Source organism: Sediminicola arcticus (assembly GCF_040566695.1).
GTDB classification, from domain to species: domain Bacteria; phylum Bacteroidota; class Bacteroidia; order Flavobacteriales; family Flavobacteriaceae; genus Sediminicola; species Sediminicola arcticus.
On the sequence record NZ_JBEXAE010000005.1, the window covers coordinates 162,625 to 178,621 of the forward strand.

Annotated in this window: 9 protein-coding genes; 3 read left to right on the forward strand and 6 right to left on the reverse strand. The window is 37.4% G+C overall.

The features are described from left to right. Positions 1–15 precede the first annotated feature (15 nt). Positions 16–915, forward strand: coding sequence for a LysR family transcriptional regulator (locus ABXZ36_RS11660; RefSeq protein WP_354616002.1), 900 nt, complete (start codon positions 16–18; stop codon positions 913–915). On the opposite strand, the gene ABXZ36_RS11665 is transcribed toward ABXZ36_RS11660, so the two are convergent. Then, positions 905–1,423 carry a DUF456 domain-containing protein gene (locus ABXZ36_RS11665; protein WP_354615834.1) on the reverse strand — a complete coding sequence of 173 codons (519 nt, stop codon included), beginning with the start codon at positions 1,421–1,423 and terminating at the stop codon, positions 905–907. The two genes, ABXZ36_RS11660 and ABXZ36_RS11665, sit on opposite strands and share 11 nt — an antisense overlap. Positions 1,424–1,605: 182 nt before the next feature. Between ABXZ36_RS11665 and ABXZ36_RS11670 the strand changes: the two genes are divergently transcribed. Together ABXZ36_RS11670 and ABXZ36_RS11675 are read left to right on the forward strand one after the other, a co-directional pair. After that, on the forward strand, positions 1,606–1,968 hold the full coding sequence (locus tag ABXZ36_RS11670; RefSeq protein WP_354616003.1) for a BlaI/MecI/CopY family transcriptional regulator: 363 nt from the start codon (positions 1,606–1,608) through the stop codon (positions 1,966–1,968). A gap of 69 nt (positions 1,969–2,037) precedes the next feature. Beyond that, complete coding sequence (locus ABXZ36_RS11675) at positions 2,038–3,684, forward strand: TonB family protein (protein WP_354615836.1); 1,647 nt, start codon at positions 2,038–2,040, stop codon at positions 3,682–3,684. Positions 3,685–3,742: 58 nt separating this feature from the next. Here the strand turns inward: ABXZ36_RS11675 and ABXZ36_RS11680 are convergent, their stop codons facing one another. The 5 genes from ABXZ36_RS11680 to ABXZ36_RS11700 are packed head-to-tail and all read right to left on the reverse strand — an operon-like array spanning position 3,743 to position 15,906. After that, positions 3,743–4,633, reverse strand: a complete 891-nt coding sequence (locus ABXZ36_RS11680; protein ID WP_354615838.1) for a GyrI-like domain-containing protein — start codon at positions 4,631–4,633, stop codon at positions 3,743–3,745. A 3-nt stretch (positions 4,634–4,636) separates the two neighbouring features. Then, on the reverse strand, positions 4,637–5,983 hold the full coding sequence (locus ABXZ36_RS11685) for a vanadium-dependent haloperoxidase (protein ID WP_435602477.1): 1,347 nt from the start codon (positions 5,981–5,983) through the stop codon (positions 4,637–4,639). Beyond that, positions 5,983–9,243 carry a VCBS repeat-containing protein gene (locus ABXZ36_RS11690; protein WP_354615841.1) on the reverse strand — a complete coding sequence of 1,087 codons (3,261 nt, stop codon included), beginning with the start codon at positions 9,241–9,243 and terminating at the stop codon, positions 5,983–5,985. Before ABXZ36_RS11690 ends, ABXZ36_RS11685 begins: the two co-directional genes overlap by 1 nt. Continuing rightward, positions 9,236–12,595, reverse strand: a complete 3,360-nt coding sequence (locus tag ABXZ36_RS11695; RefSeq protein WP_354615843.1) for a VCBS repeat-containing protein — start codon at positions 12,593–12,595, stop codon at positions 9,236–9,238. The genes ABXZ36_RS11690 and ABXZ36_RS11695 overlap by 8 nt, the downstream gene beginning before the upstream one ends. 2 nt (positions 12,596–12,597) lie before the next feature. Continuing rightward, positions 12,598–15,906, reverse strand: coding sequence for a VCBS repeat-containing protein (locus tag ABXZ36_RS11700; RefSeq protein WP_354615845.1), 3,309 nt, complete (start codon positions 15,904–15,906; stop codon positions 12,598–12,600). Between the last annotated feature and the right edge of the window lie 91 nt (positions 15,907–15,997).

Sequence of the window (15,997 nt, forward strand, 5' to 3'; positions counted from 1 at the left end):
CAACATTCCATACCTATGGGTTATCAATTAGAACTTAGACATTTTAAGTATTTTTTGGCTGTGGCGGAAGAACTACACTATAGAAAGGCCGCCGAAAAGCTTTGTATTTCCCAGCCTGGCCTTAGCAGGCAAATTAAACAAATGGAGGAAATTTTAGATACCCCTTTGTTTATTCGAAGTAAAAAAAAGGTCACCCTTACCCCTGCAGGGGAGTATTTAAGAGCTGAACTTCAATATATCCTTAATCATCTTGAGTTAACCAAGAAGCATTTGGAGCTTATTAAAGATGGGGATTCAGGGGAAGTTCGCATTGGATTTTTGGGTTCGGCCATGCAGAATGTGATTCCTGAATTATTGATTAGCCTAAAGGAGAAGTATCCTAAGGTGAGAACCAGTTTGGAAGAACTCTCCAATAGTGCGCAACTGGATGCGGTTATGAAGGATAAGTTGGATATTGGCTTTGTACGCTTGGCCAGGGCACCAGATGACATCCATATCCATCCTGTTTTTGAGGACACCTTTTCTGTTGTTTTGCCCGAGGCATACCCCATACTTTCTAGGGAATTTGAAGGTTTACATCAGGTATCTAAGGAAAATTTTGTGCTCTTTCCCCAAGAGTACAGTCCCTTGTATTATGATACGATCATGAGTATTTGCGAAGATGCAGGATTTACACCCAAGGTCTCCCATAAATCAGTTCACGCCCAGACCATATTTAAACTGGTAGAGAACAATCTTGGAATTGCCATTGTGCCCACATCCCTGCAATACGGATTTCATATGAGGGTAAAATTTTTGGAACTCAAAAATATTCCACAGCGTGCCATTCTGTCTGTGATTTGGAAAGAAGATAATAGAAACCCGGCATTAAAGCATTGTATGGAGCTGTTATTGAATAAGGCTCCTATCCATTGAAAAAAGGAAAGAGCACTTCTTTATATTCCCATACCTTGGAAATAAACAGTCCTAAATAAACGGTGGCTACCAAGAATTTTAAAAACGTCCCTGTTAAAAACCCTAGGAAAGAGCCAAAGGCCGACTTCAATGCCTTTTTATGGTCTGCCCTATTCAAAAGTTCACCAGCCAAAGCTCCAATAAAAGGCCAAATCACAATACCAAATAGGCCAAATATGGGGAAAATGATTGCTACCAGAAGACCAATGGTTGTTCCTATCATCCCAGCTTTACTTCCACCAAATTTTCTAGTTCCTATTACCGGAATGATATAATCCAGCCCTAAAACCAGAACAGCAATTACCAAAGTGATTCCCAGAAATAACCAATCCATAGGAATAACGCTAGTAAAATAAAGAAGAAGCAAACCCACCCAACTAATTGGAGGTCCCGGTAATACAGGGAGGAAACTACCTATAATCCCCGTAAGCATCAGTGCAAATCCTAGAATGACCAAAAGAATATCCATGTTCTTAATGTCTTGGGTTTGGGACGAATATAAAGAGAATTAGTAACATGGTATTTATCGGTATTGCAACTATTTTCTAAATCATTTAACTAAATTATTAGTTTAAACTAAAACTTTAGTTACATTAGCGTCAAGAATAAAAATGGTTCTATTTGTTTTAAATTGATAATTAAATGAAAAACATAAAACAGCTTACCAAGGCAGAAGAGGAAGTGATGCACGTATTATGGCAATTGCAGAAATGCAATGTAGCTTCCATTATTGATAAGCTGCCAGATTCCAAACCCGCCTATAATACCGTTTCAACCATTGTGCGGATATTAGAAAGTAAGGGATTTGTAGATCACGAAAAGGAAGGGAAAGGACATATCTACTTTCCTGTGGTTAAAAAATCGGATTATAGTAATGCCTCCATAACCAAGCTAATGGATGGGTATTTTCAAGGGTCCTTTAAAAGTATGGTGTCTTTTTTTATGAAGAAGAATGATATGAGCCTTTCGGAGTTGGAATCCATATTAAAGGATATTAAAAAGGACGAGGAATAGAATTTCATTTGATAGAAAGTAGGAGGATAAGGAGCAACTTAAACTCTTTAAAATTTAAAAAACCAGCATATGATACAGTACATCTTAGAAAGTGTGGCGTTCCAGCTGCTATTTCTTATAATTTATGACCTGTTTTTAAAAAGGGAAACTTTTTTCCAATGGAATAGGGCCTATTTGATAGGGACATTTGTTCTTTCCTTAGTACTTCCTTGGATAAAGATAGAAGCATTGAAAACTACGGTTTCCAATGAATTTGCAGCGTACCCTGAATATTTATGGGGATTAAACATGGCATCTGAATTCGCTCTTACAAAAGATACTTCCTATTTTAATCTTTCCGGGTATGAAATGACTCTTTATGGAGGTATGATTTTTGCAGCGATGCTCTTCATTTTTAAATTGGTACAAATCCAACGGCTTAAAAAGAAAGGAGAGGTTGACTATTTTAATCATTTTACTAGGGTAGTGTTAGCTAAAAGCAGTATCGCGTTTTCGTTTTTTAAAACTATTTTCTTGGGGGATGAGGTTTTTAAAAAGGACCATGAAAGTATTTTACAGCACGAGTTGGTACATATTCAGCAGCGGCATTCATTAGATCTGTTGTTTTATGAATTGATGCGAATCGTCTTCTGGTTCAATCCTCTTGTATATGTATATCAATCTAGGATTTCTGAATTGCACGAGTTCATCGCCGATGCAAAGGTATCCAAGTCTCATAAAAAGGAACAGTATCAGAATTTATTGGCTGAAGTGTTTCAAACTCATCATATTTCATTCATCAATCAATTTTTTAAATCATCATTAATCAAAAAACGAGTCGTTATGTTACAAAAATCAAAATCAAAGAAAGTCTGGCAATTAAAGTATTTACTTTTATTACCACTAATTGCAGGAATGTTGTGTTATACATCTTGTGAAGGAAATAACAGTAAAGTCCCTGAGGGGGAGCAGCTTGAGACAACAAAAGGTAAGGGTAATTCTAAAGGTTCCTCCCTAGAAGAGGGTTTGGTTGTTCCTTTTGCTAGTGTGGACGAGGTTCCCGTATTTCCGGGCTGTGAAAATGCCGAAGATAAAAGAGCCTGTTTTCAAGAAAAAATTCAGGAACATATCCGTAAACATTTTAATTACTCTGCAGAGGCACAGGAGAAGGGAATTCAAGGAAGGGTGAGTATTATGTTTACCATGGGCACGGATGGTGATATTCATAATGTTAAAATGCGTGGTCCTAATCCATTATTGGAAAATGAGGCTGAACGTATTATAAAAAGATTGCCCAAAATGGAGGCAGGAATGCATAAGGGTGTTGCAGTAAACGTACCATTTGCCATTCCCATCACCTTTAAATTAGAGGAAGAACAAAAAGAGGATAAAGAGGCTACATTTAGTAAAATAGACGAAGTCCCTGTTTTTCCAGGTTGTGAAGATGCCACTGATAAACGAGCTTGTTTTAATGAGAAGATGCAAGAACACATCCGAAAAAACTTTAGATATCCAGAAGTAGCTCAAGAGGCCGGTATTCAGGGTCGAGTGAATATTTTAATGACCATTGATAGAAATGGGAACCTAGCCAACCTAAAATTAAGAGGACCAAGTGAAGTATTGGAGGATGAGGCTGGACGGATAATAAGACGACTGCCTAAGATGGAACCAGGAAAACAAGAAGGAGTGGCCGCTAATGTTATTTATGCCATCCCCATTACTTTTAAATTGCAATAGTTGATTATAGTTAATGTCTTTCAACTAAAAAGCCCAACAATTGTTGGGCTTTTTAGTTTTAATCTGCCAACGGCATATAAACTTCTGCGGTCCAATTCAATTCGTCACCGCCCATGTTAGGATTATTATAAAAGATCTCAATGGGAAGTCCTGTAGTAGTAATATTATTTTTTTTCGCATAATCCAAGAGCGCATACCAAGCACGGTCCGAGGTAATATAGTTACCATTGTAAATTGCTTTTAGGGCTTTATTCTTTTTGCGAAAAGCATATTTAATATCGGGATGGTAGGGCAAACTATCAGATTTTATAATTGGGTACCCGAAATGATACTCAATACTGTCCTTTTCCATATCCCATTTGGTGACCTCTATAAAGGGTTTCCCTTTTAATGTAGCACCGTTATTCACTAAATACGGGTCAAGTAAGGGAAAGTTTCTCATCATGCCTCTGGCCTTGTCAAATTGTGAAGATTTCACAGTCACATATGCGTAATAAGTGGAGTCTATTTCATCTTCACCAACCACCTTAACCCGTATTGTCTTAAGGTGGTTGTGGAGATTTTCATTAAAATCGGATAATGTCCTTACAGTGCGTTTTTCAAAGTTCGTATCCGTGAACGGAATTTTAATCTTGTTCATAAGAGTATGCTGGTTATCCTTGGCATATATATTTATGTTGGAAACAGAATCATTTACTTCGCTTATCTCCCAAGAATATATATGAGTAGAGTCACTAAATTGTAAAGTCTGATCTAGATGAGATAAATCTGTGCCAGTACTAAGTTTTGTGCTATCCAAAGTGGAATTCCAAAGCTTTATAGTCTGGTTTATGGTGCCTACATTGCCCTTTGCCTTAATGCTTACTAAATAATCGTACGGATATAAAAATAGATACAAGATGGCGCTCACAATAAAAATCAGGGTGAGGATTAAAAAAAATTTCTTCATAAATTACTCCGTTCTTACTACTTGGGATTCTTGTTTCATGTTTAAATTGGCTATTACAAATTTCCCTAAATCTCTTCCTTGTTTTACCCCTACTTCTACCGCTGATCTATAATGTATGCCACCATACATCCTACTGATGGCAGCCTCGTCAGCTGCTTTAGCAAAAGAGGGAAATTTCCGAATGGGTAGGCCGTAAGGGGTTTCCGTGTCGTCATCAAAAGCAAAATCAGCCCCAAAAATGCTGGTCAATGCGGTTGACGCTGCACCAGAAACTACGCTGTGTCCACTGGTATATTCTGGGAATGGAGGCGTTTGTAAAACCGGCTTCCAATTTTCGTCTATATATTGGTTGATAAGTGTTTCAGGCCGAATTAGATTACTGCGGTATTTTTCGTCCCAACAGCTAATAAAGGCATCTGCAATGGCCATGGATGTTTTCGTATATACAAGTACAGATTTATCAAAATCTGAACTTGTTTTTTTACATGCAATTTTAGCAATACCAATCCAGTGTGCACCGGGAGTAATCTTTTTTGTGGCGAACATCAAATGTCCATAGGTCACAGATACATATGGATTACAATCCCAGAACTTAGCCATAGCTATTTCTTCTGATGAATCGCCTTTCCTAGTAATTTCATTTCTTATGTCATAAACTTCCTTTAACTCTTTATAAAACGGCGAATTTTTTTCCATGGAAAAGGCAGGAGGAGGAACAGGTTTAAATTGTGCTGCCGAGTCTATTACGAACGGACGTATTTTACTCCAGTGGGGCTCTATGCCGTCCATATAAGAAGGAGGAGTGGGTTGCCAGCGAGCCTCTTCATTGGACATTACCGTAAATTTAGGCATGGTACGGGTTTGTTTGTAATTATCCGCATTCATCCAAGCACTAATATGCTCGGCTACCGAAAGGCCATACTCTTTGGAGGCTTCAAATTCAGTTGGGTTTTGTGAAGACCATATTGTATAAAGGCTATCCCTAAAAACAGTCAATTTTTCCTCGCTAAAAATTAACCTACGACTTATATCCAAATGAGCAATAAGGGCTGCCAATTGCGGATTTATAGGTGTAGTTGATTTTGGACTTGGAATAGGGGTTAAATCAGTTACCTGGCCGGCTAAGGATTTGTATTGATCATTATTTGCCGAAATAATCTCATAGGCCGCAATATTAGGATAGGCGAAAATTCTACTTGCTACAGGAGGAGAAAAAATGTCGTGAATCATTATTTCCGTAACCTTATCTATAGATTGATGTAATAGGTCTGGGGAAATGAGTATAGGTTCTTCCTTTTTCTGACAACTTCCTAATACCATTAATAATACTAATAAGTTTATCTTCTTCATCATTTATCAATTTTGTTTACCATTTGATATACTTGGACTTGTTCATTATTGAAAGTCGCTATTAAATAAGGTCGGTTATTAAAGTTTATAATATTGAGATGACGAATTGATTTTTGAGAAAAATCCAATCCGATTTCATTACCCAAAATTACATTATTTTTATCTTTAATCATAGCACCTGAGAAAGACCCCAAACGCCCATGATAGGGTTTTACCCCAAAATAGTTGCCTGCAGCAAGTACCTCTTCCGTCCCATCGGAATCAAAATCGTATTTTAGAAAAGTCATAATGGGTGCTACTTGCAGGTCAACCGGGAAAGGTATAAAATTGAATTTTCCATCTTTGTTCTCTAGGTACCCGGAACTCAACTCACTTACTTCAAAAATCGTTGCTTTTTCTAGTTCTTCTTTGGAGAGTATACCTTCTATTGGCTTGCCTGCAAAATCTTTATAGGCCGTAAATTTCTTTCTAAGACTTACTAGTTGCTCAGAAAGCCCTTTTAACCCTTCAATGGGATAATCTTGCCCGTTTTTTTCAATGGTAACGATGGTTTCTGTACTTCCGTTATCATCAAAATCGGCATAATACATTTTCATGGGTGTTCTATGAGAGGCTTTAAATTTGGAATTTAACCCCCAATTGCCAAGCAAATAATCTTTATCTCCGTCATTATCAATATCAAAAGAAATTATGCTTTGCCAAAGGCCTTTGATCGAGGAAAGATTAAAATCATCTTTCTCCAATGTACCGCCTTTATTTTTGAAAAAAACGGGATTCATCCATTCGCCAACAATAATTAAATCAAGACTACCGTCCCCATTGTAATCATCCCAAATGGCATCTGTAACCATTCCAATATTTAATAAGGACTTGTTTTCTACAAGTTCAAAAGAGCCATTCTTGTTCTCAAGAAGGTAGGACTGGGGTATCTTACCAAAATCATTAGTAATCATCTGATTCCCTACAAAGAGGTCTATATCCCCGTCTGAATCAAAATCGGCTGATGCCAATACAGAGGCATTTTGAAAAGTGGGCGTGAGTTTTCCTAAAATAAATGTCGAATCTTTTTGAACGTAATAACTATCTGATAGTGGGAGCATTTGATTGAAAAAATCTGCACCTCCGGAGCCAATGAAAAGATCTTTTTTTCCATCACCATTAAAATCTTCAATAAGTGCTTCTATATCTTCTTTTATAGAGTCTTTTTTGATCGCAATTATACTTTTTTCCCTAAATCCTTCTGAATGTTGAGTATAGATTTTGGAAGGGGTAAACTTAGATCCTCCAAAAAATATATCTTGGCTCCCATCATTATCAAGGTCGCCTACAGCAACCGCTGGTCCTCGATCAGAGAATTCATAAGGGATTAATTTCTGTCTATTAAAATCAAAATAGGCATCTTCTTTGTGCACAAAATCAATACCCAAATTTCCTTGTACTCTTTTGAAAATTTCCTTTTTTGTTTTAGTAAACAGAGGGTAGGTTATAGGCGTGTTATTCTCCGGTTTTATTACCAAGGTTTGGTTTGCCGCTACATCCTTTAATAGCTGAGTGGTCCTATCGGGCCAAATAATTCTAAGCGAATCAATTTTACTTTCCTTACCATAACCAAAATGAATCATTGGTTCTGAAGATGACTGAAACCCCCTGACGGTATACATTTCTTTGTATTGGAGAATGCCCTTATGATACGATAGTATTTTGGCACCAATAGCAAACGGATTTTTCCCGGAGGATTTTAATTTAACCTTTAGATAGTTCGCCTTTTTGTCGGTTTTATTAATATAGAGGGTAGCGCTATGGTTGATGTTGTTCGTGACAATATCCATGTCCCCGTCGTTGTCCAAATCACCCATGGCCGTCGCCCCTGAAATGAGCGTGTCCTGTAAGATCCAGTCTTTGGATCTGTTTACGAATCGCAAGTCTTTTTTTCCTTCAAATACATAATTTATAATGTTTCCAGAGGGCATCATGTCTAGGGCCTGTTGGTCCACCAACTTGGTATTGTCTATTTTCTTTTTGATCTGGTCATTAGATGCAAAATTGATAAAATCCAGATCATTGGGCCTTTTAGGGATGCCATTTGAAATAAAAATATCCTGTTCTCCGTCTTGGTTATAATCTGCGAAGAGGGAACTCCAACTCCAATCAGTAGCGGCAATACCGCTTAAAAGGGCTGTTTCCTTAAATTTACCGCCTTGCTGATTAATTTGAAGCATATTTCGGGTAAATTGATAATGGTATCCAAATTGTTCTATTCGAAGCTTTTGGATTTGTATGTCATCGTCCCCTTCGGAGGATTTAAGTACGGTCTCATCTTCTGGGAGCATGTCTAAGGATAGGATGTCTGGCCAACCATCGTGATTGATATCACTTACATCATTACCCATTGAAAAGCGTGTGGTCTGACCAAAATAATCCTTTAAACTTTCTTTAAAAGTGCCATCCCCGTTATTTAGGTAATAGTAGTCATCTTCATGAAAATCGTTCCCAACATAAATATCGGGAAAGCCATCTTGGTTAAAATCGCTAATGGCAACACCTAAGCCATACCCATTGATACCCCCATAGATGCCAGCTTCCTCACTTACATCTACAAAGGTTTGGCCGTCATTTCTAAGTAAGCGGTCCCCGGTTTGGGCGTCCCGTTCAAAGCGAAGATCTGACTTGCCAAATGATTTCTGGGTGTGAACCGCATGATTAAGAAGGTAAATGTCAAGATCCCCATCTAGGTCATAATCTAAAAAGGCTGCATTGGAGCTGAAGGTTTCAAAATCGAGACCATATTTTACGGAACTTTCAGTGAATGTTTCATCCCCATTATTGATAAATAGCTCGTTGTGTCCGTTAAAACCATTTATTCCAACTACAGCACAAACATAAATATCCAGAAGACCATCACCGTTGATATCACCCATAACTGCTCCAGTATTCCAAGTACTTTGACCAGCTACCCCTGCTTTATCTGTAATGTCCTCAAAGGTTAGATTGCCTTTATTGATATAAAGTTTATTCTTCACCTGATTCCCAGAAAGATAAATATCTTGTAGACCGTCTCCGTTGACATCCCCAATAGCAACCCCACCACCATTGTAAAAATAGAGATAGTCCAATATATTTAGATCATTGGTTTCAGTCAGGGTATTACTAAAGGTAATGCCAGTTTCTTCAGGCGACGGGTTCATAAATAATTCTCCCTCCTGCTTGCCACACCCTAATAGCAGTATTATAAAAAGAGTAACAATAATATTTTTATTCATTTAACCGGTATATCTTGGGTTGTGTATTGTTTAATGCCGCAATTAAGTAGGTCTTACCATTGCGGTCTTTAAATTGTTTTAGGTGTTTAATTTCATCCCTGATAAAAAATCCACTTTTATTGTAGTCTTGCCATGTATAATCCAGTTCTTTATTACCTAATAATACGTTGCCAAAATTGGCATCTTGTCTTGAATATTGAGGTTTAAATTCAAAATTATTACCGCCCATGATAAGGTCTAAGTATCCATCTTGGTTGATATCTACACAGGAAATACCACACACACATGACAGCTGCACCCTAGTGGGTAGTACTTTAATTGTAAATTTCCCTCCTCCTTCATTGATTGCAATGACAGATTCGGCAATTACTGATCGTTTCATTATGGAGTTATTGAATACTTCTTTTGGAAACAGTTCATCAATGGTCTTCTTTGCATATTCAGAAGCTTTTAGGTTATTTTTCTTCAAAGAAACCATCTGGTTGGTCAGTTCTTTTTTCTGATGTAATGGATAATCTTTTCCATTTTCCTGTAAGGTAACAATCTGCTCTATGGTTCCATTGCCATCAAAATCATTTACCCACATTTTCATTGGATTGTTTGGCGTTGGTTTGTAATGTAAGTTTGTTCCTTGATTGCCCAGAACCAGATCATTATCTCCATCGTTATCCAAATCAGCCACTTCTACCACATTCCATAGTCCATCAAGGCTATCCAATGTAGTAGGTAATTTGGATAAGCGTCTTCCCGAATTTCTATATATTTTGGGAGTTCCCCATTCCGATACGGTTACAAGGTCTTGCTTTTTATCTCCGTCCATATCTGCCCAAACTGCATTGGTGACCATCCCTGCGTCTTTAAGATCATAGGCTAGACGCTCCGTTGAATTCTTAAAAGTGCCATCACCATTATTTTCAAGGAATAAATGATCTGGGTTTACGCCATAGGTGCCTACAACACTCCTGGAGCCAATGAACACATCTATGTCCCCATCGCCGTCAAAATCACTTGGAGCTATGGTAGAAATATTTTTAAATGTGGATGGAAGTATTTCCTTGGACCTTTCAAAAACACCTTTTCCATTGTTTAGGTATAGACGACTGCGGTATGTCATTTCCTCTCCTACTTGATTGCCACCGGATCCTACCAAAAGATCTAAATCCTTGTCGCCATCAACATCGAGGAAGGCAGCAGCAGTATCCTCATATTCGGCGTCTTCTACAAAAACTTTTTGACTTACTGGAGTTATTTTGCCGTTACCGGAATGGGTATAAATGCTTGCAGTTTGCCCCTTGGCCCCACCCATGAAGATATCCTCATTGCCATCGCCATTAATGTCGCCAACAGCCAATGCTGGACCTTCTTGGGATAAGAGTTTATAAATTAATCCTTCATATACAAAATCATTATAACTATTCTCCTTGTGGGCGATAAGTGAATTGTTCTTTATTTCCTGCAGCATTGGTTTTATAGCCTTAGGATTAGGAACCTTATATCGGGCAGTTGCTTGTTTGTGTTCAAATGTAATGGACTGGTCAGCAGTAATATGTTCCATTTTTTGTGTCATATCATCTGGCCAAATCACCCTAAGGGAGTCTATTGTTTTAGATTTGCCTAATCCCATGGTCATGGTATAGTCCATAGAAGATTGAAACCCCCTAGAAGGAATTAATTCTTGATAGACGACATTGCCTGCATGGTATAAAGTCACCGAGGCGCCTACGCCAAACCTATTGCTATCCGAACCTTTGAACTTTAGTTTTATATAGTGGTTGTTAGTAAGTGTATTGGCCTTGTTTTCATAAACGAAGGCTGGCATATTTACATTATTCACGACTAGGTCTAGGTCGCCATCATTATCTAAATCCCCATAAGCCGCCCCGTTAGACATACTAGGTATTTCAAAACCCCATTCTTTGTTGGCGTTGGAGAACGTAAGGTCTTTGTTGTTTTTGTATGCGAAATTGGGCTGTGGTTTAATAGGCATTTTCTTAATAATGGAGTCAATGGATTCTTTTCTGCCTGTAAGCGCCATTTTTTGAATGATCTCATTGGCAAAAAAATCAACAAAATCAAGATCTGTAAGGTCATGGTTAATACCATTGGTTATATATATATCTCTGAAACCGTCGTTGTCCATATCAAAAAGCAAACCAGCCCAGCTCCAATCTGTTGCATCAACACCACTGAAATAGGCTATTTCTGAAAAAGAACCATTACCATTATTGAGTTGAAGGGTATTTTGAATGTATTGCTGATAAAAATCTTTTTCCTGTTTAAGCTTAAACACATCGTACCCATCAAATTCCATAACTGATTTTACGCGTTCATTGGCTTCAGGCAACATGTCGGTTATAAATATTTCAACATTTCCATCGTTATTGATATCTGCCATATCTACACCCATAGCAGACAGGGATAGATGGGAAGTCCATCCTTTTATATCCTCAGTAAACGTACCGTCTTGATTGTTGATATAGAGGTAATCCCTCTCGTAAAAATCATTGGAAACATAGATATCTGGATAGAGGTCTTTGTTTATATCGGTAATCATAATTCCTAATCCAAATCCAATTAAGCTTCCGTAGATTCCAGCTTTTTCACTTACATCAACAAAAACACCATTATCATTGCGTAAAAGCATATCTCCCACGCCTCTAAATATATCAGGAACCCCTTCCCAGTCTTGGGCTCTCACATCGCGTTGTTCTGCATATCCTAAACTACTTACAGGGATATTGCTATTATTTAGGATGTAGGCATCTAAATCACCATCCTTATCATAGTCAAAAAAACTGGCATGGGTAGAGAAGCCTGTTTTGGCCAGATTATAAGATGCCGCCTTTTCCGTAAAGGTAAGATCACCGTTGTTAATGTAAAGATCGTTATCATGGTTGTTGCCCTCCATGTTACCAGCATTACTAACATATATATCCAGAAGTCCATCTTGATTGATATCTACCATAACTACTCCAGTGGACCAAGGTTTACTTCCTTCTACCCCAGCAGAGACAGAAATATCCTCGAACTTCATATTTCCTTTATTGAGGTATAGTTTATTGGGTCCCATATTGGCGGTCATATAAATATCTGCCAATCCGTCGTTGTTGATATCTCCAATGGCAACGCCACCGCCATTATAAAAGTTACGGTATTTGAAAATATTAAAGTTCTTTTTATTTTCAATACGGTTAATAAAATCAATCCCTGTTTCCTCAGAAGGGAGAAGGGTAAATAGAGTAGGGGCCTTAGCGGCATCTTTTTCCTTATTTTCCTTTTTGGAGGTGCAACTAAAAGAAATCCCTAAAACTCCAATTAGAATGGGCAATATAATTTTTGTTCTTAGCTTCATATCTAGTTCTTCTTGTTTTTGATCAAGAATACAGGAGACGCATTGTTCATTCCAACAATATAATGTTCCCTATTATTTATAATTATTTTTTGTATTGTTCTTGCAGGCCCTGAAATATCGAAATATTGATTACGAGCCCAATAAAAGCTTCCTTTTTTATCATTTATCAAAACTAGGCCATGTGATGCATCCAACCTACCTAATTGGGTGCTAATTTCAAAGGTGTTCCCTACCAAAACCATGTCTTTGTAGCCATCCATATTTAGATCTTCTATTAATATATCGTGGGTTGTGGATGCTTGGGTTATTAAGGGTAGCTCTTTCTTCGTGAAATGCCCTGAGCCATCATTTTCCAAATACATACTCTTTAATTCAAAGATTTGTTTTTTTTGGGCGTTAAGCAATTTTTGTTTGGTAAAAAGGTCTGTTATGCTTGCTTTTGCAAATTTTTTGTAAGACAAATATTCTTTGTTCAGGAATGGCAATTGTTTGACTAATTCATCTTTTGAAGCAAATGGTGTTTCTGTATTTCCTTCGAAATAGGTGACCAGTGGTTCAATAGACCCGTTCTCATCAAAATCCGACCTATATAACGTTAAAGGCTTTTCTTCTGTTGCTTTTAACCTACTGTTTAGTCCCCAATTTCCTGCAACAAGATCAATGTCGCCATCTTTGTCAAAGTCCTCGGCTACAACAACATTCCACCATCCGTGGGTTTTTTCTAATCCAGAGGAATTTAATAGAGCAAATTTACCGTTTACATTTTTCAATATAGTAATGGGTTCCCAATAACCGACACTTATGAGCTCTTCACGGCCGTCATTATCAACATCAGCCCAAATAAAGTCTTTCACGTTTGATAGATCAGTGAAACTTTTAAAAACGTCCGATTTAGGGTGATAAAACGAACCTTTACCGTCATTCAAAAATATGAATTGATGAGCCGATTCTCCAAATTTTAGCGGTATTTGATCCGAAGAGATTAATACATCTAGATCACCATCATTATCCAAATCTTTTACTTCAACTTTTGAGGCATTAACCTCCACGTTTTGAAATTGAATACTGTCTTTTACAAATGTGCCCATCTGATTCAGGTAAAGCCTGGGACGCAATCTTGGACCGTTTACAAATTCATTTCCACCGCTCACCACAAGAAGATCTTTCCAGGTATCACCGTTTGCATCGAAGAAAATGTGAGAGGTGTCTTCACTAAGGGCATCTTCAAGAAACAAATCGTCTTGTACACTGCTAAAACCACCTTGCTTATCCTGTATAAATAATTGAGAGGATTGTGCTTTTGCGCCTCCAATAAAAATATCCTCTAGATGGTCCTTATTGATATCACCAATGGAAATTGCGGGCCCTTCATTAGTGTTTGCATAGGGAATGAGTGGATCCCTATTAAATTCTAATGTGAATGGATCTTTATGAATAAAGGGAATTATATTTTCGGAATTGCTTAAATAGGAGTTATCTCTCTTGAAAGAACTATAGGTATAAGTGTGGCTTGCTTCCGATTCTTTTACTGTTATTTTTTTGTTGACTGGGACATTATAGAGTAGCTGGGTTTTTCCTTGAGGCCAAATTACCCTAAGAGAATCAATGCTTTGAATGTTTCCAAGACCCATGTGCTGACTGTTCGGAACAGCAGATAGATACCCCCGAGTGACAAAATTTTCCTGAAAAATAATTCCATTTGAACTATATGCCAAGAGCTTGGTGCCTATGCCAAATTTATTTTTCGGCTGACCTTCTAAAACTACTTCCAAGTAGTTGGAAAGATCTTTCGAACGGGATTGGTTTTCAAGTATAGACGCCTCTTCATCAATGTTATTTACTATAATATCTAAGTCACCATCATTGTCTAGATCGGCATAGACACATCCGTTACTAAAGGAAGGATCTTTTTTATACCAGTCTGAAGTAACGTCTAGAAATGATAAATCACCTTTATTCTTTAGAAAATAATTAGAAACTTTCTTTTGGGGTATATCTTTTATAAATTCCATGTCTGAGGCGGACATGCCTTTGTCCAATCTTAGTTGTATAGATTCATTTGCTATAAAGCTAATAAAATCCATATCGTTTGTCGCTCTTTTTATGCCATTGGATATATAGGCGTCCTTAAAGGAATCATTATCGAAATCTGCCAATAAAACACCCCAAGACCACTCCGTGGCGGAAATTCCTGTTAAATGTCCAATTTCGCTAAAGGTTGTATTACCAAGATTTATGTGTAAGGTATTTTGCATAAATTGGGGAGAGTACCCATTTTTTAAATAGGACTGGTAGGTAGGATACGAATATTCCAATCCAGAAGTTTTATAAGTCTCTAAGTTTTCCGGAAGCATATCCAAGGATAAAATGTCTGCTAGACCGTCATTGTTAACATCGGCTATGTCATTCCCCATGGAATAGTGTGTGGTGTGACCTAAACTTAAATCATTTTTAGTGATAAGTTCTTTAAAAGTACCATCGGTTTGGTTGATGTATACATAATCATTTTCAAAGAAATCATTGCCAACGTAAATATCAGGAAAACCGTCATTATTTAGATCGCTAACACCTAACCCCAGGCCGTAACCTATTTTTCCCTGAAAAATGCCTACTTCGTCTGAAATATCTATAAAGTGTCCATTATCATTTTTAAAGAATTTATCACCTGATCTTGGGTCTGGTAGTTCTCTTTGAGATCCTTTACCATAAGTACTATTAGGATGCACGGAATGGTTCATTAGAAACATATCTAGATCTCCATCGAGGTCATAATCTAAAAATGCAGCTTGGGTAGAGAATCCTATGAAATCTAGTCCGTATGCAGCTGCGTCCTCCTTAAATATTGGAATACCTTCAGAATTTACTCCTTGGTTAACGAACAATAAGTTTTTTCCTTTAATGTTTTTATAGTCTCCAACTTTGCAAACATAAATATCCAGCAAACCATCGTTGTTGATATCTACATGTGTTACCCCAGTAGTCCAATTCCCTTGGTTTTTGATTTGGGAAGTGGCAGTGGTATTTTTGAATTTCATTTCACCAAGGTTAATATAGATTTGGTCTTCTCCTTGATTTGCCGCAAAATATAGGTCTACTAGACCATCGTTATTAAAGTCAGCAGCAGCAATGCCAGCACCATTGTAGAAATATAAATAAGTAAGAATATTTAATTCTGGTGTCTCGGTAAGCTTGTTTGTAAAGTTGATGCCGGTATTAGAAGCTTCTAGTTTTATAAAACTTTTTGGTTCTTTTTTTTGGCATCCGGAAAATAGTATCGTTAGTAAAATTAAATGCCCAAATATCTTGTTCATTACTCTAAATATGAGGAGCACAATATACTTAATCTGCTATTAGCACGGAAATTGAAAAGTATAATTTTTTATATGAATTTTTTAAAAATAC